This is a genomic window from Arthrobacter sp. FW306-05-C (genome assembly GCF_021801725.1).
Lineage (GTDB): Bacteria > Actinomycetota > Actinomycetes > Actinomycetales > Micrococcaceae > Arthrobacter.
Genome location: NZ_CP084556.1, coordinates 2,055,101 through 2,081,287 on the forward strand (window position 1 = coordinate 2,055,101; position 26,187 = coordinate 2,081,287).

Sequence of the window (26,187 nt, forward strand, 5' to 3'; positions counted from 1 at the left end):
ACGGCTAGTCCGGGACGGCTGGCTGGACGCGGCGGAGGATGTCATCCACGACGCGCGCCAGCGGGGCAGTGGCGTCGATCGTGATGCCGCCGGGTGGAATCTCCTCCCGTGTTCGGTGCAGGTGCTCAATCAGCTCCCGTTCTGTTTGGCGTCCTCCCCATTCGTCCTCAGGGCGCTGATCCAGCCGCTGCTTCAAGGTTTCCAGGTCCACCTCAAGAACGAAGACACCATCGAAGAGATCGATGAACTTGGCGAGGTTCCGCGACCCGCCGCAGAAAAAGGTCACCGCTTCCCGCGGGTCCGCGGCCAACGCCCTGACCTGGTCCACCCTCCAGAGGTGGTGCCCGTGTACGGCGACTCCGGTGATGCCGCCTACCGGTTCTCCGGTTTCCGGATCACCTTGATAGGCGAGTTCGCGGTCGCCGTTGATGGCGTGGTAGCCACGGCGGCGCAATTCATTGCAGACTGCCGTCTTGCCGGTGCCCGAGCCGCCTTCGATGAGGTAGTTCTTCCTGCCCATGCCTGATGGTACCGATGCGCGGCCAGGGGAGTTCTCCCCGTGTCCCTTGCGGGCAATTGCGAAGGGTGCTGCCTAAGCTGTGGTCATGACGACGCCACCACATGTTTGCGTGACACCGATGAAATCCCTGTTGTACTGGCGAAAAAGCATGATCAATGGAGCCAAGACAGTGCCCGTGGTGGTCAGCATGGATTCCTCAGGGATGTTTCGCATGGTGGATGCTGCCGGCATGAGTGTGCTCTCCCTGCCTGTGAAGCAGGCATCATTCCGATTCACCAGCATGGGAACAATGGCAGTCACAGCCCAGGGCCGGAAATTTGACCTGCTGGGCGTCGGGGCGTCAATGTCGCCGGACCCGTCGCCGGAGCAGAAGGCGGAGATGAAGGTGGCCTCCGACGACTTCAAGGACCGCACAGCCCTCAACCGTGCCGGTTCCGCGGGCGCTGCCATGAGCGGCGCAGGGGGAGTGGGCGGCGTGGCCGGCATTGCCGGGAGTGCCTTGATGATGTTCTCCTACTACGAGGGGCTGGAAACCATCAAGGCCTGGCAGGCGGTCCTTTCCCAAACAGGGGCACCCGTCCGGACGAGCGCAATGAAGGCCGGTCTTTACATGATGCTGGGGCTCGTAGCAGCCATCATCATAGGCATCGTTGTTGCCATCAACGTTCTCTAGGGTGGGTCTTATGCGTGCAATCGTCATGGACCGCATCGCCGGCCCGCTGGCTGTCCAACAGGTAGCCGTACCTGAGGTGCCGGCAGGCGGTGTCCTGGTCACCGTCGCCGCCACCGGCCTCTGCCGCAGCGACTGGCACGCCTGGGCCGGCCACGACGACATAGCGTTGCCGCATGTTCCGGGCCATGAGTTCGCCGGCGTCGTTGCCGCCGTGGGCGCAGGGGTGACCAGGTGGGCGGTCGGCGACAGAGTGACGGCCCCCTTCGTCGAGGGCTGCGGGGCCTGTGAGTGGTGCCGCGGGGGGAACGCGCAGGTCTGTCCCGCACAGCAGCAACCCGGCTTCACCCATTGGGGCTCCTTCGCCGAGCAAGTAGTCATTCACGGTGCGGACACTAACCTTGTCGCCGTCCCGGCAGGAGTCAGTTTCGAGGCAGCGGCAAGCCTGGGGTGCCGTTTTGCCACGGCGTACCGCGCGCTTACCGGCAGGGCACGCCTCGCCGACGGCGAATGGGTCACCATCGTGGGGGCCGGCGGCGTAGGGCTCAGCGCGGTCATGATTGCGAAGGCACTCGGCGGCAAGGTGGTGGTTGTGGACCGCAATCCGGGGGCACTCAAGGTGGCCGCTACTCTTGGCGCCGACCACGTCCTGGTCGCCGACAGTTCGGACATCCCGTCCCAAGTGCACGCCCTAACCGGTGGAAGCCATGTCTCCATTGATGCCGTGGGTAGTGAGCAAACCTGCGCTGACGCGCTCCTTAGCCTGCGGCGCCGCGGCCGGCACGTCCAGATCGGACTCCTCCCGCCAGTGGAGGGGCATCCCCGGGTGCCCATGGCCCGAGTCATTGCGTGGGAACTGGATGTCTTCGGCAGCCACGGCATGGCAGCGGTGGATTACCCCGGAATGCTCGCCCTGATCGCATCGGGAGCACTGGAACCACAGAAACTCATCGAGCGCATTATCGGGTTGGAGGAGGCCGCTGCCATGCTGCCCCGCTTCGATACTGCGAACGTCGCCGGCATGACAATGATCGATCCCACGCGGTGACGCATTCGGTTCCCGGATTGAGTGGTTTGATTAGTCAGTGCTCCGTGTAAGACGCTTTGTAGTTTTCAGCCTGTTTGTGGCCTGCGCCAGCGCGGTTTTCTCGTTTTGGGTGATGGGACAGGCCGGGGCGGACGCCAGGGTGGCACTTTCGCCGCCGCCGCGGGCGCTGGTGACTCTTGAAACCGGGACGGGCGGGATGACCACTGCCGTGGACGTCACACACAGTCCCGACGCCGAATGGCTTCGCGCGGCTTCCGCCGAAACTGGAATCCCTGCCCGTGCCCTGCGCGCTTATGTTGCTGCGGCCGTGACGGCAAATGGTTCCATGCCGCAATGCAGAATCGGCTGGAATACCCTGGCCGCCGTCGGCTTCGTCGAATCAGGCCACGGAACCTATGGTGGGGGCAGCCTGGACGCCTTGGGCCAGGCCAGCGGGCCCCTCGTGGGCCCAAGCCTCAATGGGTCAGGTTTCGCCGCTATCCCCGACACCGACGCCGGTGCCCTGGATGGCGACGCCAACTGGGACCACGCGGTGGGGCCCATGCAATTCATTCCTTCCACCTGGCGTCTGGCAGGGAGGGACGGGAACGGGGACGGAACAGCAGACCCCTTCAATATCGACGATGCCGCCCTCAGCGCCGCCACCTACTTGTGTGACCGCGGCCGCGACCTCACGACAGCGCAGGGGTGGACGGATGCCATCTACGCCTACAACCAGTCCGACGCCTATATCCGCAAGGTACGTGCCCAAGCCACTGCCTACGCCACGAAAACGGGTACCCCCGACTAAGCCACGACTGGCAGTCGGGGGTTTTTCCGGGCGCTTGCCTGGGCGGCGGTCAGGCGGGGTGCCAGGTAATGGGAAGTGCTTTCAAGCCGTAGACGATGGTGCTTTCCATGCGCTTCAGTCGGGCTCCGGGAGGCACGGACAGCCCGGGCAGGCGGGCCAGCAGGGCCTCCAGTGCGATTTTCGCCTCGAGCCGGGCCAGCGGCGCGCCGAGGCAAAAGTGGATGCCGTGGCCGAACGCCAGATGCCGGTTCGGGTTGCGGTCGACGTCGAACTCCGCCGCGTGTTCAAACTGCCGCTCGTCGCGGTTGGCCGAGCCGATCCAGGCCACGATCGGTGCCCCGGCCGGGATGCGTACGCTGCCCACATCGGTGTCCGCTACGCTCACCCGGTACATCGACTGGACAGGGGAGCGAAAGCGCAGCACCTCTTCGAGGGTCTGGGGCAACAAGGCCGGTTCGTTCAGTAGGCGCTCAAGGGTGCCGGGCGATTCGGCCAGGCATAAAACGGCGTTGCCGATCAGGTTGGTGGTGGTCTCGTTGCCGGCGACCAGCAGCAGGGCGCAGAAACCCAGCAGTTCGGGCACCGAAAGTTTTTGGCCTTCGATCTCGGCAGACAGCAGCCTGCTGATCAGGTCCTCACCCGGATGCCTCCTGCGCTGGTCGATCAGGGCCAGGAAGTATTCGACCATTTCCGATGTGGTGGAGTCCTGGCGGTCGGTGCCCGGCCCGGTCCGTGTTTGGCTGACAATCGTGTCCGACCAGTGCTTGAAGCGCTCACGGTCCTGCCCCGGAATGCCCATCAGTTCGGAGATCACAATAACCGGCAACGGGTAGGCCAAGTCCTGGATCAGGTCCGCGCTGCCGCCGCGCCCCACGAGTCCCTCCAGCAGTTCGTCCGTGAGTGCGGAGATGCGGGGAGCCAAGGCATCGACTGCTTTCGGCGTGAAAGCCTGGGTCACCAGGGAACGCAGCTGCCGATGCCGCGGGGGATCGGCTGTGATCAGGCTTGATGCGAACAACTGGCCGGAACCCGATGGAGCGTCGCCGCCCATGCGTGAGGAGAACGTAGCGTGCTCGGACAGCACCCGCTGAACGTCATCGTACCGGAACACGTGCCAGCTCCCTGATGGTTCGTCGTGGAAAACGGGGGCGGCTGCGCGCATGTGTTCATAGTGGGAAAAGGGATCCAGCGGGTATTGCGTGGACTCAGCGGTGTCCATGGTGGCCTCTCTGCTCGGCGGCCCCCTGTGCCTCACGCTGCTGGCGGGAACGCAGAGTGCCAAGCACCCAATTGAATAACCGTAGAACCTCGATCTTAATCAAAGCCTGCCCCTGGGTCGTTACTCCCGGCGTCGTACGTTCTTGCCCTTTGCTTTGTCATCCCTGGCCCCCCGCACTCCAGCCAAGCCGGACCGGCGCTCATGCCGCGCGGCGAACCAAACAGCCGCCACCATCAGGCCCAGTACGTCCGCGAAACCCAGGATCGCCTCCCACGGCATCCGGATCGAACCTCCGCGCAGGTTGCTGTAAAAGGAACCGAGGGGGACCAGCAGGGGCCAGAGGACGATCAGGTTCCGGGCGACGCTGAACGCAACCGCGTAGACCACACCGAGGCCGAAAAGAAAGAGCATCTCGGACCCTGTCATGCCATAGCCGACGTGGTAGGCCGCGTACAGTGCGGCGGCGCCGGCCACTCCCGCGATCGGGCCGAAGCTGGCTTCCAGGCGCGCCTGGATGAAGCCCCGGAAGAAGACTGCTTCGAAGAAACCCACGGTGATGGCAAGGGCTGCCAGAGGCACCCAGTCGACGGGGCGCGGAAGCGGGTACCCCCAAAGCGTGATGACGAACTGCACGGCTGCGAGGGCGAGTCCCAGGGCGAATGCCTGGCCCAGGTTTTTGCGGCTGATCCCTAGCGCGTCCAGGGACCTCCTCCGGATCCAGGTGTTGTACCCGATGGGGCCGAGGACACCGAGGAGCATGCCGGCCGCGAATGACAGGAACAGCCCCAGCGTATTTCCCTGGGTGAACACCCTGAAGGCCAGCCAAAAGAGGGCCACGACGCCCAGGTACAGTGCGGCAACGGCACCGATGTCAGGCCAGTCCGGATGTCCGGCCCAGCGGGGCCGGGACGTGGGCAAAACGAGTGCGAAAACCAGCGCGGCAACTGGAACGCCAACCCCGTACACCGCGGGGTTCCCCAAGGACAGCAGCAGTATCGCGCCGACGAGGAACACCGGCCAGGCAAACCGCGGCAGAACATGGGCCCTTCCACTCAGGTTTGTTCCCGACATGACACCCCACTCCATGCGCCGGCGGACTGCATGTATCAAGTCTTTCCCGAGGCAAACCCCGGCTATAGGGGCGAAGGGCCCAACCGGGCTTGAACAGTGCCCCGCGGACCGTGCCAAGCTGCGGCGGGCCTCAGCGGGCAACCCCGGCGGCGCGGTAAATTGCGTCAATGATTTTCATGTTGGCCAGGCAGTCGGACCCCTCCGTGGGCAGTTCGCTGCCCGTTTGAAGAGCAGTGACGACAGCTTCGAGTTGGTGGTCATACGTCTCGAGCCCCCTTACAGTCCAGGTGCGGTCCAGCCCCTCGGTGGTAAGGGTGATGGAATGGCCCCGGGAGGGGAAGACCATGTTGTTGACCTGCAGCCGTCCTCCGGTACCGGTTACCTCAAGTGAAGAGTTCAGGTGCTGTGCCTGTTCGACCATTGCCGAGGTGACGAGCGCTTGTGCTCCCGAGGGGAACTGCAGGTCGGCGCTGACGCTGAGGTCCGCGCCGAGAGGATTAACTGTCGCCCTCGCCCCAAGCACCGTTGGTTCCTCGCCCATAAGCGCACGCACCCAGTGGACGGGGTAGCAGCCCAGGTCCATCAGCGACCCACCCCCCAACTGCGGATCGTGCCGCAGCGAGGCCGGATCAAACGGATTGGAGGCGGAAAAGTCCGCGCGCAACATCGTGATCTCGCCGAGCGCGCCTGAAGCCTTGACGGCATCGACTTCAGCGCTCAACGGGTGGTAACGGTCGTGGAAGGCCTCAATGAGCCGGTAGCCTGTCGAGCGCGCAGCTTCAATCATTTGGCCGGCCTCTTCAGCGTTCATTGCGAACGGTTTCTCGCAAAGTACGTGCTTGCCGGCCTCCAGGGCCGCAATAGACCACTCGGCGTGCCCGGAGGGCGGAAGTGCGTTATAGACCAGGTCTATCTCGGAGTCGGCCAGCATTTCGGAGTAGTCCCCGTAGAAGCGGTCGATTCCGTGGCTATCGGCGAACTGCCGGACACTCTCCTTCCGGCGGGACGCCACGGCCACGACTTGGACGTCGGAGCGGCGGACGGCCGGCCGGATGACTGCAGCGGGCGCAATTCCTGCTGCACCCAGGATTCCTATTCGTAGCACTGTGTTTTCTCCTTGCTATGCCGCCGTCGTTGACCGGAAGGCCGGCGATGTCTACCTGTGCATCACCGGCCTCCCGGCAAAGCTCCGTCAGCTGCCGGACTTAGCCCCGGCCCGCTCCTTGGCCGCTCCTGTGAGGTGCGCCCGCTGCAAGCTGCAAGTCCTGCTGAAGGGCGTAATACTGCGGCTTCGGCTGGAGGTTCTCGTCATAGATGCTCGCTGCGCCTTCGCCCTGGAAGACTCCGGGCACCCACGAGTAGGCGTCACCGAAGCCCCATATGGTGTAGGAGATGCATTCCTTCACTGCCATGCAGGCCTGGAGCGTCTGCGAGTATGCGGCCACTTGTGCCGACTGTTCGACGGGTGTGACCGGCAGGGTGGTCCGCACGTCGACTTCTGTCTCTGCCACGTCCAGGCCAAGGTCAGCGAATCTCTGCAGGTTGTTCTTCAGGTCAGGCAGCGGGTATTGCGTGTCCAGGTGGGTCTGGAACCCCACCCCGTCGATGGGAACGCCCTGCGCTTTCAGGTCCTTGACGAGCGCATAGGCGGCGTTGCTCTTCGGCCCGGTGGATTCGATGTTGTAGTCGTTGTAAAAGAGCTTGGCCTGTGGATCTGCCTCGTGCGCCCAACGGAAGGCATCTGCGATATAGCCCGGCCCCAGCTTCTGCAGCCAGATGCTGTTGCGCAGGGTGCCGTCTTCATTGAACGCCTCGTTGACGACATCCCACTGCCAGATTTTGCCCTTGAAGTGCGTGACTTGATCAGTGACATGCTTGTGCAGGACCTGCCTCAGCTGGTCCGCACTCATCCCTGGGGCGGCAGCCGTAAGCCAGCTGGGGAGCTGGCTGTGCCAAACCAGGGTGTGACCGCGCACCAACTGGTGGTTCGCCTCAGCAAATGCCACGAGCCGATCAGCGGCAGCCCAGTCATAGTTGCCTTGGGTCGGTTCAACCACTTCCCATTTCATGACGTTCTCCGGTGTGACCGTGGAAAACTGGGCGGCGGTGATATCGGTGTAGGCCGGATTGCTTCCGAGTTGGTCACTGTTGACCGCAGTGCCGATGCGCAATCCGATATTGGCGCCAAGTGCGCGGAGAGAATCGCGCTGCTGCGACGGTCCGCCGGCTTCCAGTGGTCCTGATGCAGCCATGGCAGCGGCTGGAGTGGCGAGCAGGGCGCACAAGCCGAGCGCACCGATGAAAAGGGAACGTTGAAAAGGCACGTAGTACTCCTTCGGTTTCTGGTTTGACTTCATCTTTCAGAGGCGGAGATCTTGTCGCCGTGAGAGGGCGCCGCGAGCCGTGGTGCCAGGAACTGGCGTACCAATTGGTCGTCGTCCGGCCCGCCGGCTTCATGTCCGTTAAAGGGCCAGACTTTAATTTCCTTCTCGCCGCTGTATGCGTTGTAGGCGGCGAAGACCGTCGACGGAGGGGTAATCGGGTCCATGAGTGCTACGGAAAAGTAGGCGGGGTGCCTTGACCGTTCAGCGAAGTTGACACCGTCGAAATAGCTGAGGGTGTCGGCTACGGCTTCAGTGTTGTCACGGTGGGTGGAAAGATAGTCCGCGATCTCCCGGAAGGGATACGCGTCCGTGATGACTGTTGCCCTTGGGAAGTCGCAGAGAAAGGGGACAGTCACGGCCACTGCCGAGATGTCCGGCACCAGCGCGCCCACCGCAAGCGCAATCGCCCCTCCCTGGCTTCCCCCGGTCACAGCGATCCGGCCAGGATCGATCCAGGGGAGGGTGCGGACCGCATCGACTGCCCGGACGCCGTCAGCGATGAGGCGGCGGTAGTAGTAGGTTTCCTTGCTGGTGATTCCTTTTGTCATGACGCCCGGAACCTGCGGGCCCGAGGGGCCCGGATCGGGGGTGTCGCCGACCGACCAGCCGGATCCCTGCCCCCTGGTGTCCATCTGCAGGTGGGCGAAGCCGGCGGAGGCCCAGAAAAGGTTCTCCCAGGGACGTCCCCGGCCTCCGCCGTAACCTACGTACTGGACTACCGCGGGCAGTGGTCCGTTTGGATTCTTCGGGGCCCGCAGCCAGGCCTTGATGGGATCCCCTCCGAAGCCGGGGAAGGTCACGTCGTAGACATCAACTGTCTCCAGGCCTGCATGCACCGGTTCGACCACCACTTCGCCGCCGGCCTGGCGGGTTTCCTGCAGGGTCTGCTCCCAGAATGCGTCAAAGTCCTCGTTGCAGAGTTGGGAGCTCTTGTAGGTTCGGAGTTCCGTTTCGGGCATGTCGTTGTACATATGCAGAACTTTCTCGGGTGGAACTGGGGGCTTCCTGTCGGGCCCAGGTCTCTTTGCTGGGCGCTATCTGGCTGGGGAGGGGGCCGGTACGGCGACACTGTGCCGGGCCAGTCGGGCATCGTCGGCCCTTACGACATGCTCGGGGCCCGTGATGGTGAACACCGCTGTGGTTTCACGTTCCGCGCAGGACGGGCCAACCCAAAGCTCGATGTCACCGGGCTCCACGATGCGCGCACCATGCCGGCCGGTGAAGGCCAGCCGGGCAGTCGGCACATCGAAAGTCACCAACCCGCTTTCACCCGGTTCCAGCGAGATTCGAGCGTAGGCAAGGAGCTGCGCGACGGGGCGGGTGACAGTGGCGTAGGTATCGTGCGCGTAGAGCTGAACCAGGTCGGTGCCCGCGCGTTCGCCTGTGTTCCGGACGGTAACCGTTGCCGTGAAAGCGTCGCCGGCGGACACCGTGTCCGCTACCTCGAGCCCGCTGTGCTCGAACGTCGTATAGGTCAGGCCGTGCCCGAAAGGGAGCACAGGTGTGCTGTCGGCGCTGGTAACGTCTGACGGACCTCCGAGTACAGGGTGCAGATACGAGAACGGCTGCGACCCCGCTGAGCGCGGCAGCGAGACCGGCAGGTGGCCGGAGGGAGCTGCGCGCCCTGACAGTACCGCGGCTGCGGCCGGTCCGCCTTCTTCTCCTGGAAAGAAGGCCTGCAACACTGCGGCCGGGGCAGTCGCCCCCTGCAGTGCCCATCCGATGGCGTACGGCCGCCCAGAGAGTACGAGCATCACGGTAGGTGTGCCTGTTCGGACTACAGCCTCCACCAGTTCACGTTGGACGCCCGGCAGCTCCAGGCTCTCGACATCGTTACCCTCTCCTACAGTCCCGCGGCCAAACAGCCCGGCGCGGTCACCGACCACCACGATGGCAACGTCTGCGCCGGCTGCGGTCTCAACGGCTTCCTGGATGCCCGAGCGGTCGTCGCCGTCCACATCGCAGCCTCGGGCCGAAGCGACTGCGGCGTCAGGGAATTCGTCCCGCAGCGCTTCCAGGACCGATACGATGTCGAACCCGAGCGGCACCTCCGGGTGGTGTGCCAGCACGTGGTTGGCGAACGAGTAGCACCCCATCAGGGCCTCCGCCGCGTCGGCATTTGGTCCCAGGACCGCGATGCTTCCCGGGTTCCGCTTCAGTGGCAGGACCCCATCATTCGCCAGCAACACCAACGATTCCCCGGCCAGCCGCAACGCCAGGCTGCGGTGGCGCGGGCTGTCCAGGTCAACTTCTGTGGGTGGGGCGTCGAACGTCTCGTCGAGCAGCCCCAGTTCTTCCTTCTGACTCAACACACGCAGCACCGCCCGATCCACCAGCACCTCGTCGGAGAGGCCGCTGCGGATCCGTTCGGCGAGCGGGCCCACAAATGCATCACCGGTGGGCAACTCGACGTCGATGCCGGCCTGCAGCGCCAGCTCTGCGGCTTCACCGCGGTCGGCGGCGATCCGGTGCATCGTGTGCAGGAAAGCGACGGAAAAGTAATCGGAGACCACGGTGCCGTCGAAATTCCATTCATCGCGCAGGATGCCCGTCAGGTACTCCGGGGCCGCCGCGACGGGCACGCCGTCGATTTCGGAGTACGAATTCATTACCGAGCGTACGTTCCCGTCACGTACCGCCATCTCGAACGGCTGCAGCAGGACGTCCCGGAGTTCGCGGGCACCGACGTGCACGGGGGCATGATTGCGGCCTGCCTGTGACGCCGAGTAACCGACGAAGTGCTTGAGCGTGGCATGCACCCCCGCTGACTGCAGGCCCCGTACGTAAGCCGTACCGATGGTGCCCACCACATACGGGTCCTCCGAAATGCACTCGTCCACCCGGCCCCACCTCGGGTCACGGATGACGTCCAGCACCGGCGCCAGGCCCTGGTGGATGCCGAGCGCGCGCATCGAGTCGCCGATGGCAGCGCCCAACTCCTCCACCAGGTCGGGGTTGAACGCGGCACCCCAGGCAAGGGGAGTGGGGAACGTGGCCGCCTTCCAGGCTGCCAGCCCGGTCAGGCATTCTTCGTGCACCAGCGCGGGAATGCCGAGGCGGGTCTGCTCCCGAAGCCTGCGCTGTTCCGACCACAGCCACCGCGCGCGTTCAAGCGGCTCAACCGGACGGGTGCCGTACACCCGGGTGAGATGTCCGATGCCCTCGGCCGTCGCGTCAGCGTAACTCGGTACTTCGGCGAACTCACCGTCAAGCGGTGCCACCTTGTCCTCGGATTTGTCCACCCAGTAACCCACCAGTTGGGCCAGCTTTTCCGGGAGGGTCATCCGGGCATGGAGCCGGCTGACCCGTTCCGACACGGGAGGGAGGGTGGGGCTGTTGCCAGGATTACTCATGCTTCTTTTCCTTAATTGGGCTGCCGTCAGCCCTTGACGGCGCCGGTGAGTCCACCCACGATGCGCCGTTCAAAGAGGCTGAAGAACACCAGCGCGGGGATCATGGACAGGGATGTGAAGGCCAGGACCTGCGCTGTATCCGTGGAATATTGGGACGAAAACGCCTGCACCCCCAGGGGAAGGGTAAAGGTGGCTTCCTTGTTCAGGATGAACAGCGGCAGCAGGTAGCTGTTCCAGCTGCCGATGAAGACCAGGATGCCGGTGGTGATCACACCCGGAAGTGAAAGCCGCAGCACCATCCGGAAGAAGAAGCCCAGGCGGCTGCAGCCGTCGATGAAGGCAGACTCCTGGATTTCATCCGGGATGGCGCGCAGGAACGGCACCAGGATGATGATCGTGGTGGGGAGTGCAAACGCGATTTGCGGGAGGATGACGCCGGCCAGGGAGTTCATAAGGCCCAGGTTGCGCACCACAATGTACAGCGGTGTGATGGCAACGGTGATGGGAAACATCAGCCCGGCCGCGAAAAGCGAGTACAGCGCGCCGCGCCCCCGGAACTGGTACCGGGCGAGCACGTAGCTGGCCATCAGGCCCAAGCCGACCGCGCCCAGGGTGGTTACGGCCCCCACAATGGTTGAGTTCAGCACCTGCCGCCAGAAGACGCCCCCGCCTATGACAGTGAGGTAGTTGCCCACGTTCCAGGGATTTGGCAGGCCTGCCGGGTCAGTGGTGATCTGCGCATTCGTACGGAAACCGCCGAAAATGATGTAGGCGATCGGTGCCAACATGAGCGCAATGACCACAAGCGCAACGAAGTACACGACGGGGGAGCCCCATGGCAGGCTTTGCTGGTCAGCCCGACGGGAACGCCGGGCGGTGATGGCGGCGGTCATCGCGCCTTCCTTTCTGTCAGGGCGCCTGCGGTGTCACGGCGCAGCACGAACCGCTGGTACACCAAGGCGACGACGAGGGAGATGATGAAGATCACGACGGCGACAGCGTTGCCGTAACCGTAGTTTCCGGCGTTTCGGCCGTTCGTCACCATGTAGCTGGCCATGGTGGACGTGCCGGCAGTGGAGGCGACGTACTGGCCCCAAATGATGTAGACGAGGTCGAACAGCTGCAGGGCGCCAATAACGGACAGGAACGCCCAGATGCGCAGCGTCGGACCCAGCAGCGGCAACGTAATTCGCCGCTGGATCTGCCAATAGGAAGCACCGTCGAGCGAGGCAGCCTCATAAAGCTCTTCCGGGATGCCCTGCAGGCCGGCGAGGAACAGGATGACGGCGAACCCGATGTACTTCCACGTCAGGATGCCCATCAGGGTCCACATGGCCACGCCGGGATCCGCCAGCCAGTCGTGGGCCAGGGCGCCGAGCCCCAGGTTGCGCAGCCAGCCGTTGAGCGCGCCATTGTTCTGGAGCATCAGGCTCCATCCCGTACCCACGACCACCTCGGAGATGACGTAGGGCACGAAGATCAGGACGCGAATGACGGATTGCCCGCGCATCCTGCGGTTTAGCAGCAGCGCCAACAGGATCGCGGCGGGCCCTTGAAGGACGAGCGAGGCCACGACGATAAATGCGTTGTGGGACAAGGCCTGCAAAAATGCCGGGTCCTGCAGGATGACCACGTAGTTCTGCAGCCCGACGAAGTTGGTGGGTGGCCCGTATCCGTTCCAGCGGTAAAAGCCGTAATACGCAGCCATGGCGACAGGCAGGATAACGAAGGCCACGAAGAAGACAATCGCCGGTCCTGCCAGGATTGCAATCTCCAAAGGTCCGGACCAGGCGGTACGGCGGCGGCGCTGCTTCGATGGGAGCGACGCGCGGGCGACGCTCCCATCGTGCGGCGCGAGCTCCGCCGTCGACACACGCTCGGTCGAGGTTGTCTGGGGGGCGTTGCTCACGGATCTTCCTCTTAGCCCTTCTTGGCGGCGTCGTTCGCCGTCTGGATAAGCTTTTGCGGATCGCTCTTGCCGGCCAGCATGTCGACGACGGCAACGTTCAGGGCGTTGCCGATGTTCTGGCCGAGCACGGTGTCGAGCCACTGCGAGACGTAGGGAGCTGCGTTGTATGCCTTCAGGATTTCCTGCAGGTACGGTTCGGTGACGGACTTCTGCGCTTCGGAGTTCACGGGCGGGGCGTTGAAGGCCTTGTAGTAGGCGACCTGCTGCGGAGTGCTTGCGATGAAGTTGAGGAAGTCAACGCATTCCTTGGGCGCATTGACGGAGCACGAGAATCCGTCAACACCGCCCATGATGGCAGCGGGGTCGCCCTTTCCGCCGGGGACTGCGGGGAAGGGGTACCAGGAAAGGTCTTTCAGCGGCTTCTGGTCCGGTGTGAGCGAGGCAATGACGCCCGGATCCCACGCGCCCATGAGTTCCATCCCGGCCTTGTGGTTGGCAAGCAGGCCTGCTGAGCTGCCTGCGCCCTGCTGGGCGGAGGTGGTCAGGAATCCGTCGTTGAACGGCTTCTTGTCAGCAAAGCTCTGCAGGTCCTGGGCCGCCTTCAGCCAGCAGGGGTCGGAGAAGTCTTTCGAGTCCGCCGTCTTCTGCATCGTCGCGGCATCACATTCGCGCAGCGAGAACCAGTAGAACCACATTGCTGCCGGCCATGCGTCCTTCGCGCCGAGTGCAACCGGGGCGACACCGCTTGCCTTCAGTTTTTCGACGTCGGCTTCGAGGTCGCTGATCGTGGCGGGGGCGCCGGTGATGTTGGCGGCCTTGAGAAGGTCCTGGCTGTAGAAGAGGCCGCCGGGAAGTACCGCGATGGGCATCGCCCAGACCTTGTCCTGGTAGGTTTCGGCCTTGAAGGATCCTGCCGAAACTACCTTCTTCGTGTCAGGCGAAATCTTGTCGGTCAGGTCCATCAACTGTCCGGCCTGGACCATTGCCGTCATCTTGCCGCCGCCGCGCTGCATGAAGATATCAGGTGCGTCGCCGGAGTTGAGGGCAGTCTGCAGCTTGCCGTCCAGGTCCTCGTTCTGGATGGCCTGGACATTGATGGTGACGTTCGGGTTTGCCTTTTCGAAGTCAGCGACAGCCGACTTCCAGAATTCCAGGCCGGGACCCGTCGTCGAATTCTCCCAAAGTGTCATAGACACCTTGCCGTCCGAGGAATTGCCGGAAGGACCGCCGCAAGCGCTAAGGGCTATGGACCCCAGGGCCAGAATGGCCGCCCCTCTCAAGAATTTCCTGGCTTTCATCTAATTCCATCCTGTTCTCGTCGTTGAGCCGTCCGTGGGGACGTGCGTAGGAGCGAAGCCCGTTCCTTGGCAGGGCATAAATGAATGACCGGCTCAGTGGGGCTAGAAGTGATCCGGAGCACCCCGGACGACTAAAGCCTGCCAATGGCCGGAGAGGCCGTCAAACGTTTTCGAAAACATTTTCCATGGCTAGAATCGTGACTTGTGAGAAGGCGTGCAACCATCCTCGACGTCGCCGAAGCGGCCGGCGTCTCAGTCTCAACCGTGTCCAAAGCAGTGAATGGACGCTACGGCATTGCGGTAGAGACGGTAGAACGAGTCCTACAGGTCGCGCGCGACCTCGGATACGAGTCAAGCCTCGTGGCCAGCAGCATGCGCTCCCGCAAGACGGGCGTCATCGGGGTGCTGGTGGCCGACTTTGAGCCCTTCAGTGCCGAGATCCTGAAGGGCGTGGGCTCCGCCCTCAGCGGTTCCCGCTACGACCTCCTGGCCTACAGCGGTTCGAACCAGCTCTCCTCCGAGGGATGGGAACGGCGATCGCTCAGCCGCCTGAGCGGGACCCTTATCGACGGCGCGATCATGGTGACCCCGACGGTTGTGAACGTCACTGCGGACGTGCCGATTGTGGCCGTGGATCCCCACACTGGCCGGGCCGACCTCCCCACCGTGGAATCAGACAACCTGGGCGGCGCACGTGACGCCACCAGGTTTCTGATGGGCCTCGGCCACCGGCGGATCGGCTTCGTCGCCGGCCGCCCCGACCTGCGTTCCGCTATCGCAAGGGAGGCGGGGTACCGCCGGGCCCTGTCCGAAGGCGGCCTTCCCTTTGACCAGACCCTGGTCGAGATCGGGAACTACGACCCCGAATATGCCCGTAGGGCAGCTCACCGCCTCCTCACCAGGCACGACCGCCCCACTGCCGTTTTCGCCGCAAACGACCTCTCTGCCATCGTTGTCATCGCGGTGGCGCGGGAGCTTGGAATACAGGTGCCCGGAGAGCTTTCAGTAGTCGGCTTCGATGACATTCCGGAAGCAGCCCGGCACGCCTTACCGCTTACCACGGTGCACCAGCCCATGAGCCGTATGGGCGCCTCGGCAGCCGCCTTGGTGGTGGCGCTCATGAATGGCGAGGCGCCTGAAACCACCCAGCTCAAGATGCCGACCCGGCTGATTGTCCGAACCACCACGGCCCCACCTGCTCCTTGAGCTGCCGGGGCTTCCCTTGCGCCCTTAGCTCAGGCCCAGTGCGACGGCCAGGTCCGGCCCAAGTGACTTCGCGAAGGTATTCGTCATGTGGTTGTCCCGGTAGACCAGAACGTTGCCAATGACAGCAGGGCAAAGACCTTCCCGGCAAAAGAACCTCGACAGGTCCACAACTTCGACGCCGTTAATCCGTCCGGCTGCCGACACAAGCGCGTCCTCACCGCTCGCCAGGGCTTCCGAAGCGGGCGTGGCACAGGCGTCGCCGTCGGCATGCTTTTGGACGCATTCCACCGGGTTCCCGTGGGGATATGGCAGGTCCGCGATGACGGCGACGCGGAGCCCGGCAGCGCGCAGGGCGGAAAGGGATTGGACATAACCATCCAGCAGCGGGGCGTCCGGCCCCCAGGACCATCCAAGCGCTTTCCGGTACCCCGTTTCGCGCATCCCGGCAACCAGGACAAGGTCAGGTTTTGCTGCCGCGATCTTTTCCGCCGTTACAGCGTTTTGGGCCGGGCAGTTGGTGTAGACGGTGGCGGCAGACCGTGGCGGCGCCAGCGCAAACGGGCAGCCATTGCGCACCATGGCGTGGATCCTGAGCGGAATATGTTTTGAGACGGCGATGAGGGGGTCAACAAACTGACCCGCATGGGAATCCCCGACAACCACGACAACCGGGGCACCTTGATCTGCCGTTGAACCGAACCAGCAATCCGTGTCGGGCACCAGGGCGGGGTCGTACACGCCGCAGGCCCCGACGCTCGTGGCCGGCACGTCCTGCATGGCCACTGAGGGGTCAGGGCGGACGGGCAGGCCGGCGGGGACGGCCGCAGGACGGGCAGACCACGCCTGCGCACCGGGGTAATCGTGATCGGACAGTTCGGTGGACAACTGTGCGCGCTTGAACTCGATGACCTGCCAAGGCGCCCACGCTGCCCCAGACACCACCAGCGCCACGCAAAGGGCCATGGCGTATACCCGGCGGTACGTGCGCCAGTCAGCCTGTCCGGAGTGGTGCCGGAAGCGCTGCTCCACCAGGTAGTAGGAGGCGGCGGCGAGGGCGAGGCTTACGACGGCGAGGAGGAGTGCTTCGCTGATGCGCGGGGCGCGGCCCAACAGCGCGACAGCGAAGACGATGACCGGCCAGTGCCACAGGTACAGGGAATATGACACGTCGCCAACGAAGGTCATGGGCCGGATGCCAAGGAACCGGGAGGCGGACCACGGAACGGCCATTGACAAGGTGCCCGTACGCAGCAGGATGGCGGTGCCCAGCACCGGAATGGCGGCGATGCTGCCCGGGAAGGCCATATCGGTGCTGAAGAGGAAGGCGGGCACAACGATGGCGGAGACGCCCAGCCAGCCGCTGAGTGAGGCAAGGCGGGCGGAGCCCTTCAGCAGGGTCGGGAGTAGGGCAGCGAGTCCGCCGACGGCGAGTTCCCAAATCCTGGTGGTGGTGGCAAAGTACGCGATGGTGTGCTCGTGGCCGCTCAGGTAGATGCTGTAAATGAACGATGCCAAGGCAGTTACGGACAAGGCCGGGACAATGAACCGGCCGGCCTTTTGCCCTGCAGCGTGGGCGGCGGCGACCAGGCCAAGGAAGAAGAACGGGATGACGAGGTAGAACTGCTCCTCGACGGCGAGGGACCAGAAGTGCTGCAGGGGAGACACTTCCTGCGTGGCACCCGCATAGGAAACGGCGGAAAGAGCCTGGTGCCAGTTTTGTACCTGGAGCAGCGAAAACAGGACATCGGAGGAGATGTTCTGCCAGCGGCTGGGGGCAAGCAGCAGGACAGCGCCGGCCAGGACTGCGACCAAAACAACTGCCGACGCCGGGAACAGCCTCCGGATGCGCCGGGTGTAGAAATCAAGGACGGAGATGGACGCGTTTCTGGCGGCTTCCCTTGCAAGGGAGCCAATGATGAGGAAACCCGAGACGACGAAGAACACGTCGACTCCTACGAATCCGCCCGGGAGGGCTTCCGGGCGAAGATGGTAGATCACCACGATCCCCACGGCCAGCGCCCGGAGGCCCTGGATGTCCGGCCTGGGGCCATGGCCGGCCCGGACGTGCCCCCGGCGTCGCTTAACCGCGGCGTGCCTCATTGCTTTCCCTCCGTACAACGCTGTCAATCTCCGCCCTGCAGGGGGAATCGAGGCGAGTGAGGCTCGCCGACAGCCGATTGTATCCGAAACATATCCTGCAGGATCCGGCGCGGTAAGGTCACCGGTACGATGCTTGCGGCTAGGGTGGTGCCTGTGCCGCCGCCGGGGCCTGTCGTGTCCGGGCACGCCGCGGCGGAACCCTGGACCGCAAAGGAGCTCCAATGGTTAGCGACTTCACGACCGGCTCACTTGAGTGCCTTTTCACGGGCTCGGTCTGGGCCGAAGGACCTCTGTGGGTTCCTTCGTCGCAGACGGTGCGCTGGAGTGACATCCCGAATGACCGCATCCTGGAATTCAGCCCGGCCAGCGGTGCCACCCGGGAGTATGCCGTCGGCGTCGAATACACCAACGGCCGCACCCTCGACGCCGACGGGAGCGTGGTGCAGTGCAGCCACGGCCGGCGCCGGGTGGAGCGGGACAGTGAAGGGACCGTGACGGGCCTGGTGGACTCCTTCGAGGGCCGCCGGCTGAACTCACCCAACGATGTGGTGGTGGCCCGTGACTCCAGCATCTGGTTCACCGACCCGCCGTACGGCATTCTTCCGGGGACGAAGGAGGGGCACGAGGGTGAGCAGGAATACGGCGGCTGCAACGTCTTCCGCTTCGATCCGGCCACGGGGAGACTCAGTGCTGTCATCACGGACCTGGTGCACCCCAACGGGCTGGCCTTCTCACCTGACGAGACGGTCCTCTACGTCGCCGACACCGCCGGTCCCCGTTACGGCGTCCCCCTGCGAATCGCCAGCTACAGTGTTGGCGATGGTACCTGCGGACCCCGGACAGGCACTTTGGAATTGGAAGACGGGTACCCGGCGGACGGCTTGAGGATCGACGTCGAAGGCAGGATCTGGACTTCAGCCGGCCCTTCGGTCCGCGTCTATTCGCCGTCCTCCGATCTCCTGGAGACCATCGCCGTGCCGGAAACCGTATCCAACCTGTGCTTTGGCGGCCCCGACGGGCAGGACCTCTACCTCACCGCAACCACCAGCCTGTACCGGATCCGCACCACCACCACGGACGCGGCCGCGCGCACCTTTCCGCCCGACACCAACTGATCGCGAGGACACCCATGCAGTACCGAACCCTAGGAAACAGCGGCACCATCGTCACCAGCTATGCGCTGGGCACCATGACCTTCGGCGCAGAGGCGACAGAGGAAACCTCCCATGCCATCCTGGACAGCTACTTCGAGGCCGGCGGCAACTTCATTGACACCGCGGACGTGTACAGCGCCGGAGTGTCGGAGGAAATCATCGGACGGTGGCTGGCCAAACGGCCCGAGGCCAGGGACAGCGCCGTGGTCGCCACCAAGGGGCGCTTCCCCATGGGGACGGCACCGAACGACGTCGGGACGTCCCGCCGTCGCCTGGCGCGGGCCCTGGATAATTCCCTCCGCCGCCTTGGCGTGGAACAGATCGATCTTTACCAGATGCACGCATGGGACCCGATCACCCCGCTGGAGGAAACCCTCCGCTTCCTGGACGACGCCGTGGCAAGCGGAAAAATCGCCTACTACGGTTTCTCCAACTTCCTGGGCTGGCAGCTCACCAAGGCCGTGCACGTGGCCCGCAGCCAAGGCTGGAACCCGCCCGTAAGCCTCCAGCCGCAGTACAGCCTGCTGGTCCGGGACATCGAGTTCGAGATCGTTCCGGCCGCGCTCGACGCCGGTATCGGCCTGCTGCCCTGGTCACCGCTGGGCGGCGGCTGGCTGTCCGGCAAGTACCAGCGGGACCAGCGCCCGTCCGGTGCAACCCGCCTCGGCGAAAACCCCGAACGCGGCATGGAGGCCTGGAAGGCGCGCAACGAGAACCCGCGGACGTGGGCAGTTCTCGACGCCGTTGCGGACATTGCTTCTGCCCACGGTGTTAGCCATTCCCAGGTGGCGCTGGCGTGGCTGGCGGACCGGCCTGCAGTGACCTCGGTGATCCTGGGCGCCCGCACCACGGAGCAGCTGGCGGACAACTTGGCCGCCGCCGAACTGGAACTCACCGCGGAGGAAATCTCCCGCCTCACTCAGGCCAGCCAGCCCGAAACCGGCGTCTACCCCTACGGGCCGATGGCCCAGGAGCAGCGCAGCCGCAAGATGGAGGGCGGCCGGTAGCGAGCCACGACAGGTCCGGGGGAGCCCCCAACTTAGTGCTTGAGCACGTCCGGCAGTTCATCCACATACACGGTTTGCGGAGGGTCGAAGTAGATCACCAGCACTTCAGCACCCACCGGAAAGTCGCTGGCTTTGTCGAATGGGTGGGCGTGGAAGGCCATGATGCCGCCGAGATAGGGCAGCATGACTTCGCCGATGGTGCCCGGGCCAACCCGCCCGGTCACCCGGCCAATCTTTCCAGTCAGGCTGCGGTCAACGTTTTTGCGCATCCAGGGTTCCCCAAACCCGCTAGGAGCCCTGTGCCCGCGCGGGGCGCTTGGCGTCTTCACCCTTGCGCAGCGCTGACGCGAGGGCGGGGAGGTAGTCGCCGGCCTGGGCCAGGATTCCGCCCAGCATCTGGTTGACGCCCTCTCCGCCGTTCAGGACGGTCATGTTGCCGACATGGGAGAAAGGTTCCGCCGCCGCAGCAATGATGGCGGGCATGTTCTCGGCAAGCTGCTGGGATATGACTGCGTCCTGGTTGGTGCCCAGTGCTTCGGCGCGCGCCTTGATGCCGTCTGCCTCGGCCAGTGCCTTGGCCTTGATCGCGGAGGCCGCGGCATCTCCCTTGGCCCTGGTGGCGGCGGCTTCGGCCTCGCCGGTGACCTTGGTGGCACCGGCAGTGGCAGCGGCTGCGGTGGCATTGGCCTGGGCCAGCAGCTCCGTCCGCCGTGCGTTGGCCTGGGCTTCCAGTTCCGTTCGGCGGGCCAATGCCTCCGCGGCGCTGATGTCCGCGGCCTTCTTGCCCTCCGCTTCGGTCCTTGTGGCATAGGCCTTGGCGTCCGCCGGCTTCCTGACAATGGTTTGGAGCTTCTGCTCTTCGCGGTCGGCCTCGAGCTTGGCCACCTCCGTTTCCTGGACCACCACCTGCTGCCGTGCCGTCGCTTCGGCCAGCGGGCCGGCCTGGGAAGCGTTTGCCCTGGCGCGCTCGGCGTTGGCCTGCGCCACGGACTGCCTGATTGCGGAAGCACTCTGCGCGTCCGCAATCAACGCTGCCGCCTCTGCCTCCTTCTCCGCAGCTTCCCGGTTGCGGGTGGCCTCCGCAATGCGGGCCTCCATCTTCACCTGGGCGATATGCGGCTTGGCGATGTTCTGGATGTAGCCCGTTGGGTCCTGGAGGTCCTTGATCTGCAGGGAGTCCACCACCAGCCCCAGCTTCTCCATCTCCACGCCACTGGCGCTGCGGACTTGGGAAGCGAGCTTGTCCCGCTCACGGATGATCTCCTCCACCGTCATGCTGCCGATGATGGAGCGCAGATGGCCCTCGAAGACGTTATAGACCTGGCTTTCCATTTTTGGCTGCTGGCCCAGGAAACGGCGGGCCGCATTGGCGATAAATGGCGGGGCATCACCGATTTTGTAAATAACCACGCCCTCCACGACGACCTGGATGCCCTGGGACGTAACGCAGGAAACCTTGAGCTCGGTTTCATTCAACGTCAGCGACAGCGGCCGCACCGTCTGGAGGCCGGGCAGGACCAAGGCGCCTTTGCCGGTGACAATCTTGAAGTCCATTCCTTCCCGGGTTTCCAGCGTTCCGCGCGTGAGTCCGGAGATGATGAGGGCCTCATTAGGTTCAGCTACTTTCCACATCAGCTTGGTGGCCACCCAGATAAAGGCGATGGCAAAAAGAACCCCCAAAACAATGGCAATAAGCGGGAAGAACGGTGCAAAGTCCGGCATAACCAGATCCTTTCAATGCCGTGAACAGGCATCACGGTCAAGCCCCAATAAGTGCAGCCGTCCTTTTACCGCACCGCTGAAGTGCCCTCGATTCAGGCGTTTCCGGCCAGCTGTTGTAGACAGTTTGATTCGGCCCCGCGCAGGAGTCCAGAGCTGGGCCGACATTTGCCTGCGGCAACGGAAAATGGCTAACGACGACGGCACCTGGCGTCCGTTGTCGGGTCCGGCAACCGGGGCGGGACCAGGTCAGGAGGGAGGGCTTTTCTCCAGGTAGCCGAGGGCAGCGCTGGCCGCCCTCGCGGCGTCCGCGACCGCCGGACCCAGCCGCCCGACGTCGTCCGGACTTACGCGCTGGGTGGGAAAACCGACGCCCAGGACCGCAGCGAGGCGCCCGGCGTGGTTGAAGACCGGGGCGCTGATGGAGCCCACGTCTGAGTTCCGCTCCCCAAAGGCTGCGTAGAAGCCCGCAGCTTTCGCCTCGCTGACCTGGCTGTCGAGTTTCTCCCACGTATCCGGGGTCGCCGAGGTGTAGCTGGTCAGCTCCGTGTCCTGGATTGCCTCACGGGCTTCGGGATCGAAGGCAAGGAAGATCTTTCCCGGCGCCCCGGCATGCATCGGCATGACCTGCCCCACCAGGAAGGGCCGCATCACCACGTGACGGGTTTCGGCCACCGCAACCACAGTGCGGAAGGCGCCGTCACGCATGTACAGGCAGGCCGTCTCTCCGGTCTTGTCGCGCAGTTCCTGGAGGAAGGGATGGACCAAACGGACCACATCCAGGCCGAAGGTGCCGGGGGTGGCCCACTGGACCAGGCGCAACCCGATCCGGTAGCGGTCTCCGTCGCGGTCAAGGAACCCTTCCCGCACCATGTTCTGCACCAGCCGCTGGCATGTACTCGACGGCAGCCCCGTCTGCCGGACGATTTGCTGGAGCGTAGGTTCCGGGAACTCAATGGAAAAGCAGTTCAGGATCTCGCTGACTTTGCGCAGCACCAGGAGGGGCTGCGCGGATCCGCTGCTTCGCTCTGACGCCAACGCCTTTGTCCCTTATCTCAGCGATCTTCCGGGGTGTGAGTGGTTATTCTATGGCGCCGCGCCAGGTGAAGTTAATTGTTGACATAGGCAACGAGGACCCGCACCATGGGTTGGAGAACCGCATTGCGGGTCCAGTGGGCCTGATTTCGGAACCCCCATCTGTCCGATTTTGAAGCCAGGCCGGCGCCCTACTACATCTGACCAATGGAGTGATGATGAGTATTCAAGGAGTGACCCGGGAGCAGGCCGTAAGGCGGGCCACCGTGGCAAGTGTCGTGGGTACAACGATCGAGTGGTACGACTTTTTCCTTTATGGAACTGCCGCTGCCCTGGTGTTTCCCCAGTTGTTCTTCCCGGGCCAAGTGGCCTTCGCCGGTGTGCTTGCAGCTTTCGGCACACAGTTTGTCGGCTTTGTGGCCCGGCCCATCGGTGCGGCCATCTTCGGCCACTTCGGTGACCGGATCGGCCGCAAGACAACGCTCATGGCCACGCTTTTCCTCATGGCCTTCGGAACCGTGCTAATTGGCTGCCTCCCGACGTACCAAAGCATCGGCGTCGCCGCGCCGGTCCTGCTGGTACTGCTCCGCATCATCCAGGGCATCGGCGTTGGCGGCGAGTGGGGCGGGTCGGTCCTGCTGAGCATGGAATGGGGCGACCAGGCCCGGCGGGGCTTGTCCGCTTCCTGGCCGCAGATCGGGGTGCCGCTGGGATTGGTCCTGTCCACCGGCGTCGTCCGGCTGACTACTGCCGCCACCGGCGCTGAGGGATTTGTCGCCTATGGCTGGCGGATCCCCTTCATTCTGAGCATCATCCTGATCGGTGTAGGCCTGTTCGTTCGCCTGCGCGTCATTGAAAGCCCCGAGTTCGACGCCGTCCGGCAGTCCAACAAGGTGGTAAGGGCTCCGATCATCGAGGTGATCCGGAGGCAGCCCAAGGAGATCCTGCTCTCCGCACTGGTGCGCACTTCGGAACAGGCACCTTTCTACCTGTTCATTACCTTCGTGATCACGTACGCCACCAAGCAGCTGAAGCTGGACAGCAACTCCATCCTCGATGACACGCTGATTGCAGCAGCCTTGGGGCTGATCAGCGTGCCCCTCTTCGGGCGCCTTTCAGACCGTTTCGGCCGCCGGCGCGTCTACGGAACCGGCATCGTGCTCACGGCGCTGTTTGCATTTCCCTACTTTGGGCTGCTGAACACCCGGGACGCACTGTGGGTCGGCGTTGCGGTGGTGGTCAGCCTGATCCTGCACGACATCCAGTACGGCCCGCAGGCTGCCCTGATCGCCGAAAGCTTCGACACGGACATCCGTTACACCGGTGCCGGACTGGGATACCAGCTGGCCAGCGTGATCGCCGGTGGTCCCGCGCCCCTGATTGCGGCGGCGTTGCTGGCAAACTACGGCAACTCGACGTCGATCTCGCTCTACATCATCCTCTGCTGCATCATCGCCATGCTTGCCCTGATCTTCCTGCCCAGGGCAAAGGGGGCGCTGGCCAAGGACGCCGCTGCCGCCGCGACGCCCAGGAACCTGTAGGACGAATGCGATCAGACTTTGACCCCGGCCAGCTGGGGCCGCGGGAGTTCTACAAGTTCCTGACCTCCGTAGTTGTTCCACGGCCCATCGCCTGGGTTTCGAGCACGTCACCGGCAGGCGTGGACAACCTCGCGCGTTCTTCACTGTCGCCTCGGTGGACCCTCCGATCATCCAGTTCACCTCCGTGGGGGAAAAGGACTCCTTGCGGAACATCGAGGCGACGGGGGAGTTCGTTGTGAACCTTGCTCCGGCCGCGCTGATCCAGGAGGTCAACGCCACCGGCACGAATTTCCGTTCCGACGTGAGCGAGTTTGATGCCGCGGGCCTCACCCGCGAGCCCAGCGCCGTGGTCCGGCCGCCCCGCGTCAAGGAGTCCCCGGCAGTTCTGGAGTGTTCACTTCACCAGACCCTGCGTATCGGCGACTGCGTCCTGGTGTTCGGGGTGGTGGTCCACGGATCAGTCTCCACCGGGGTGCAGGAAAGGGCAGCCGACGTATGGCGTCAGTAAGTGTTGAAGAAGCGGGAGCTGTCGCGACGCTGTCCTTTGGCAGCGGGCAACGGCTCAATGCCCTCGGTTACGCCGAGTGGCAGGAGCTGGGGCATGCAGTCAATGGGCTGGCAGCCAGCCCGTCCCTGCGTGCGGTGGTAGTGCGGGGCAGGGGAGGAGTGTTCTGCTCAGGCTTTGACGTGCGCGAATGGGAGGGCCGGACGGACACGGAGGTCAGCCGGACGTTCGATGTGATCGAGTCCGCCCTGCAGGCGCTCGAGGACCTGCCAGTACCTACCGTGGCCATTGTGGAGGGAGTAGCGGCCGGCGGGGGCTGCCAGCTGGCTCTCGCCTGCGACCTGCAGCTGCTCACCCCGTCGGCCCGCATCGGGATGCCTGTGGCGCGCCTCGGACTGCTGGTTCCAGCCACCTTCGCCAACCGCATGGCACTGCGCATAGGCCCGTCGCGGACCAAGGACCTTCTGTTTGGCGGCCGTATGCTGACCGCCCACCAAGCCTGGTCCATGGGCCTGGTCACCACCCTGGCTCCCGACGATGACGCGGATGCGCTGCTGGAAGCGATCCTCGATAATTGGCGGGGAGCTTCGGCGGCGTCCCTGCGGGCATCAAAGGCAGCCGTCAACGAGGGTCTGGGCCTGGTGACGGACGCCGGTCGTCGGGCAACACCGGGGCCTGCAGTGGATCCCGTTGAGTTCCAGGGCCGCGTCAAGGGCTTCCTGGCCCGTCAGCGAAAGAACGTGTAGCACTTCCGTCAGGACTTGCCCCGGTACGAGGGGCGCACCCCGGAAGCGGTTGCTGCGGCTGTTCCAGGACGGTGACGTCCAGGGCCATCCGGTGCCTGTCGCGCAGGCGCCCGTGCAGGACGTTGCGCAGCCCGTACGTCACCAGCCTCCGCTTGGTCAGGAACCGGAATTCCGCCTTATCCGAGGTCACCAGGTCCACGATGGGCCATGCGGCATCGTCCGCCGTCTGGCCCCACAGCCCGACGACCACCGGCAGGGCGCCGAGGCGGTGCTGGTACCCGGGCTGGGAGGTCACCCGCCCCAGGAGATCGGTCTGCACCAGGCCGGGATTCATGCCGTGCACCCGGACGCCGGTGCCTTTGGTTTCCAGCCGCAGCGTCTCCGTGAACTGGCGGACCCACCGCTTGCTGGAGGCATAGGCGTTCTGGAGCGCGACGGGCCCGCGGTCGCCCTGGCCGTACAGGTTGACCAGGTCGCCGTGGCCTTGGGCAAGGAACACCGGCAACGCCACCCGGGCGCCGTGGAAAGTCCCCAGGATGTTGGTTCGCACCACTTGCGTGAAGTCAGCCACGGGCGTGGACGCCGTCGGCCCGAACACGCCGGACACGCCTGGGTTATTGACCCAAATGTCCAACGTCCCCCGGCTGGTGGCCTCGTCCCGGAGCACCTCCACGTCCCCTGGCTCTCCGGTGTCGCACCGCCGTCCTGACGCCGCGATGCCTTCAGCCCGCAGGCGCCCGACGGCGGCAGCAACGCCGTCGTCCGACCTGGACGCCAGCACCACCGTTGCGCCGTGCAGGCCCAGAGCCCGTGCCATGGCAAAGCCGAGCCCGCGGGACGATCCGGTCACCACCGCTACGCGGCCCTGAAGCACGTCCCGGGGAAGGGCACCGCGTTGTAAACGCATTCCTC

Annotated in this window: 25 protein-coding genes; 9 read left to right on the forward strand and 16 right to left on the reverse strand. The window is 64.5% G+C overall.

The features are described 5' to 3' along the window. Positions 1-4: 4 nt before the first annotated feature. Both LFT44_RS09475 and LFT44_RS09480 read right to left on the reverse strand, forming a co-directional pair. Positions 5-520, reverse strand: coding sequence for a nucleoside kinase (locus tag LFT44_RS09475; protein WP_236802513.1), 516 nt, complete (start codon positions 518-520; stop codon positions 5-7). 72 nt (positions 521-592) lie between these two features. Continuing rightward, on the reverse strand, positions 593-751 hold the full coding sequence (locus LFT44_RS09480) for a hypothetical protein (protein ID WP_236802515.1): 159 nt from the start codon (positions 749-751) through the stop codon (positions 593-595). 58 nt (positions 752-809) lie between these two features. On the opposite strand from LFT44_RS09480, the gene LFT44_RS09485 reads away from it, so the two are divergent. The 3 genes from LFT44_RS09485 to LFT44_RS09495 all read left to right on the forward strand — a co-directional run bounded on the left by LFT44_RS09485 (position 810) and on the right by LFT44_RS09495 (position 3,028). Continuing rightward, positions 810-1,193 (forward strand): hypothetical protein, encoded by a 384-nt coding sequence (locus tag LFT44_RS09485; RefSeq protein WP_236802517.1) that lies wholly within the window; start codon positions 810-812, stop codon positions 1,191-1,193. A 10-nt stretch (positions 1,194-1,203) separates the two neighbouring features. After that, positions 1,204-2,238 carry a zinc-binding dehydrogenase gene (locus tag LFT44_RS09490; RefSeq protein WP_236802518.1) on the forward strand — a complete coding sequence of 345 codons (1,035 nt, stop codon included), beginning with the start codon at positions 1,204-1,206 and terminating at the stop codon, positions 2,236-2,238. Between the two features lie 196 nt (positions 2,239-2,434). Further along, positions 2,435-3,028 (forward strand): lytic transglycosylase domain-containing protein, encoded by a 594-nt coding sequence (locus LFT44_RS09495; RefSeq protein WP_336885644.1) that lies wholly within the window; start codon positions 2,435-2,437, stop codon positions 3,026-3,028. Positions 3,029-3,077: 49 nt separating this feature from the next. On the opposite strand, the gene LFT44_RS09500 is transcribed toward LFT44_RS09495, so the two are convergent. From LFT44_RS09500 to LFT44_RS09540, 9 genes are all read right to left on the reverse strand, one after another. After that, positions 3,078-4,247 carry a cytochrome P450 gene (locus LFT44_RS09500; RefSeq protein ID WP_236802520.1) on the reverse strand — a complete coding sequence of 390 codons (1,170 nt, stop codon included), beginning with the start codon at positions 4,245-4,247 and terminating at the stop codon, positions 3,078-3,080. A 120-nt stretch (positions 4,248-4,367) separates the two neighbouring features. After that, the gene (locus LFT44_RS09505) at positions 4,368-5,318 is read right to left on the reverse strand and encodes a CPBP family intramembrane glutamic endopeptidase (RefSeq protein WP_236802521.1); all 951 of its coding nucleotides are present in this window, start codon (positions 5,316-5,318) and stop codon (positions 4,368-4,370) included. 130 nt (positions 5,319-5,448) lie between these two features. Then, the gene (locus LFT44_RS09510; RefSeq protein WP_236802522.1) at positions 5,449-6,423 is read right to left on the reverse strand and encodes a Gfo/Idh/MocA family protein; all 975 of its coding nucleotides are present in this window, start codon (positions 6,421-6,423) and stop codon (positions 5,449-5,451) included. Between the two features lie 100 nt (positions 6,424-6,523). Then, positions 6,524-7,642: an endo-1,4-beta-xylanase gene (locus tag LFT44_RS09515; RefSeq protein WP_236802523.1), complete on the reverse strand. Its 1,119-nt coding sequence runs from the start codon at positions 7,640-7,642 to the stop codon at positions 6,524-6,526. Positions 7,643-7,671: 29 nt separating this feature from the next. Beyond that, on the reverse strand, positions 7,672-8,673 hold the full coding sequence (locus tag LFT44_RS09520; protein ID WP_236802524.1) for an acetylxylan esterase: 1,002 nt from the start codon (positions 8,671-8,673) through the stop codon (positions 7,672-7,674). A 63-nt stretch (positions 8,674-8,736) separates the two neighbouring features. Beyond that, positions 8,737-11,055, reverse strand: a complete 2,319-nt coding sequence (locus LFT44_RS09525; protein ID WP_236802525.1) for a beta-glucosidase — start codon at positions 11,053-11,055, stop codon at positions 8,737-8,739. A gap of 26 nt (positions 11,056-11,081) precedes the next feature. Then, on the reverse strand, positions 11,082-11,948 hold the full coding sequence (locus tag LFT44_RS09530; protein WP_236802526.1) for a carbohydrate ABC transporter permease: 867 nt from the start codon (positions 11,946-11,948) through the stop codon (positions 11,082-11,084). Further along, complete coding sequence (locus LFT44_RS09535; RefSeq protein ID WP_442863776.1) at positions 11,945-12,964, reverse strand: carbohydrate ABC transporter permease; 1,020 nt, start codon at positions 12,962-12,964, stop codon at positions 11,945-11,947. The genes LFT44_RS09530 and LFT44_RS09535 overlap by 4 nt, the downstream gene beginning before the upstream one ends. 11 nt (positions 12,965-12,975) lie before the next feature. Beyond that, the gene (locus tag LFT44_RS09540) at positions 12,976-14,262 is read right to left on the reverse strand and encodes an ABC transporter substrate-binding protein (RefSeq protein WP_236802527.1); all 1,287 of its coding nucleotides are present in this window, start codon (positions 14,260-14,262) and stop codon (positions 12,976-12,978) included. A 204-nt stretch (positions 14,263-14,466) separates the two neighbouring features. On the opposite strand from LFT44_RS09540, the gene LFT44_RS09545 reads away from it, so the two are divergent. After that, positions 14,467-15,468, forward strand: coding sequence for a LacI family DNA-binding transcriptional regulator (locus LFT44_RS09545; protein ID WP_236802528.1), 1,002 nt, complete (start codon positions 14,467-14,469; stop codon positions 15,466-15,468). A 24-nt stretch (positions 15,469-15,492) separates the two neighbouring features. Here LFT44_RS09545 and LFT44_RS09550 read toward each other — a convergent pair whose 3' ends face one another. Beyond that, positions 15,493-17,568 carry an acyltransferase family protein gene (locus LFT44_RS09550; protein ID WP_236802529.1) on the reverse strand — a complete coding sequence of 692 codons (2,076 nt, stop codon included), beginning with the start codon at positions 17,566-17,568 and terminating at the stop codon, positions 15,493-15,495. 221 nt (positions 17,569-17,789) lie between these two features. On the opposite strand from LFT44_RS09550, the gene LFT44_RS09555 reads away from it, so the two are divergent. Both LFT44_RS09555 and LFT44_RS09560 read left to right on the forward strand, forming a co-directional pair. Beyond that, a complete protein-coding gene (locus tag LFT44_RS09555) occupies positions 17,790-18,683 on the forward strand; it encodes an SMP-30/gluconolactonase/LRE family protein (protein WP_236802530.1) in 894 nt (297 codons plus the stop codon). Positions 18,684-18,697: 14 nt separating this feature from the next. Beyond that, positions 18,698-19,729 (forward strand): aldo/keto reductase, encoded by a 1,032-nt coding sequence (locus LFT44_RS09560; protein ID WP_236802531.1) that lies wholly within the window; start codon positions 18,698-18,700, stop codon positions 19,727-19,729. Between the two features lie 32 nt (positions 19,730-19,761). Here the strand turns inward: LFT44_RS09560 and LFT44_RS09565 are convergent, their stop codons facing one another. From LFT44_RS09565 to LFT44_RS09575, 3 genes are all read right to left on the reverse strand, one after another. Then, entirely contained in the window at positions 19,762-19,998 is a 237-nt protein-coding gene (locus LFT44_RS09565; RefSeq protein ID WP_236802532.1) for a hypothetical protein, read from the reverse strand. 19 nt (positions 19,999-20,017) lie between these two features. After that, positions 20,018-21,451, reverse strand: a complete 1,434-nt coding sequence (locus LFT44_RS09570) for a flotillin family protein (RefSeq protein WP_236802533.1) — start codon at positions 21,449-21,451, stop codon at positions 20,018-20,020. Positions 21,452-21,697: 246 nt separating this feature from the next. After that, complete coding sequence (locus LFT44_RS09575) at positions 21,698-22,486, reverse strand: IclR family transcriptional regulator (protein WP_236802534.1); 789 nt, start codon at positions 22,484-22,486, stop codon at positions 21,698-21,700. Positions 22,487-22,701: 215 nt separating this feature from the next. Here LFT44_RS09575 and LFT44_RS09580 point away from each other — a divergent pair, with 215 nt between their 5' ends. From LFT44_RS09580 to LFT44_RS09590, 3 genes are all read left to right on the forward strand, one after another. Continuing rightward, positions 22,702-24,024: an MFS transporter gene (locus tag LFT44_RS09580; protein ID WP_236802535.1), complete on the forward strand. Its 1,323-nt coding sequence runs from the start codon at positions 22,702-22,704 to the stop codon at positions 24,022-24,024. A gap of 154 nt (positions 24,025-24,178) precedes the next feature. After that, on the forward strand, positions 24,179-24,532 hold the full coding sequence (locus tag LFT44_RS09585; protein ID WP_236802536.1) for a flavin reductase family protein: 354 nt from the start codon (positions 24,179-24,181) through the stop codon (positions 24,530-24,532). Next, on the forward strand, positions 24,520-25,275 hold the full coding sequence (locus LFT44_RS09590; protein ID WP_236802537.1) for an enoyl-CoA hydratase/isomerase family protein: 756 nt from the start codon (positions 24,520-24,522) through the stop codon (positions 25,273-25,275). The genes LFT44_RS09585 and LFT44_RS09590 overlap by 13 nt, the downstream gene beginning before the upstream one ends. Here LFT44_RS09590 and LFT44_RS09595 read toward each other — a convergent pair. Next, positions 25,238-26,182 (reverse strand): SDR family oxidoreductase, encoded by a 945-nt coding sequence (locus tag LFT44_RS09595; RefSeq protein ID WP_236802538.1) that lies wholly within the window; start codon positions 26,180-26,182, stop codon positions 25,238-25,240. The genes LFT44_RS09590 and LFT44_RS09595 overlap by 38 nt on opposite strands. Positions 26,183-26,187 lie beyond the last annotated feature (5 nt).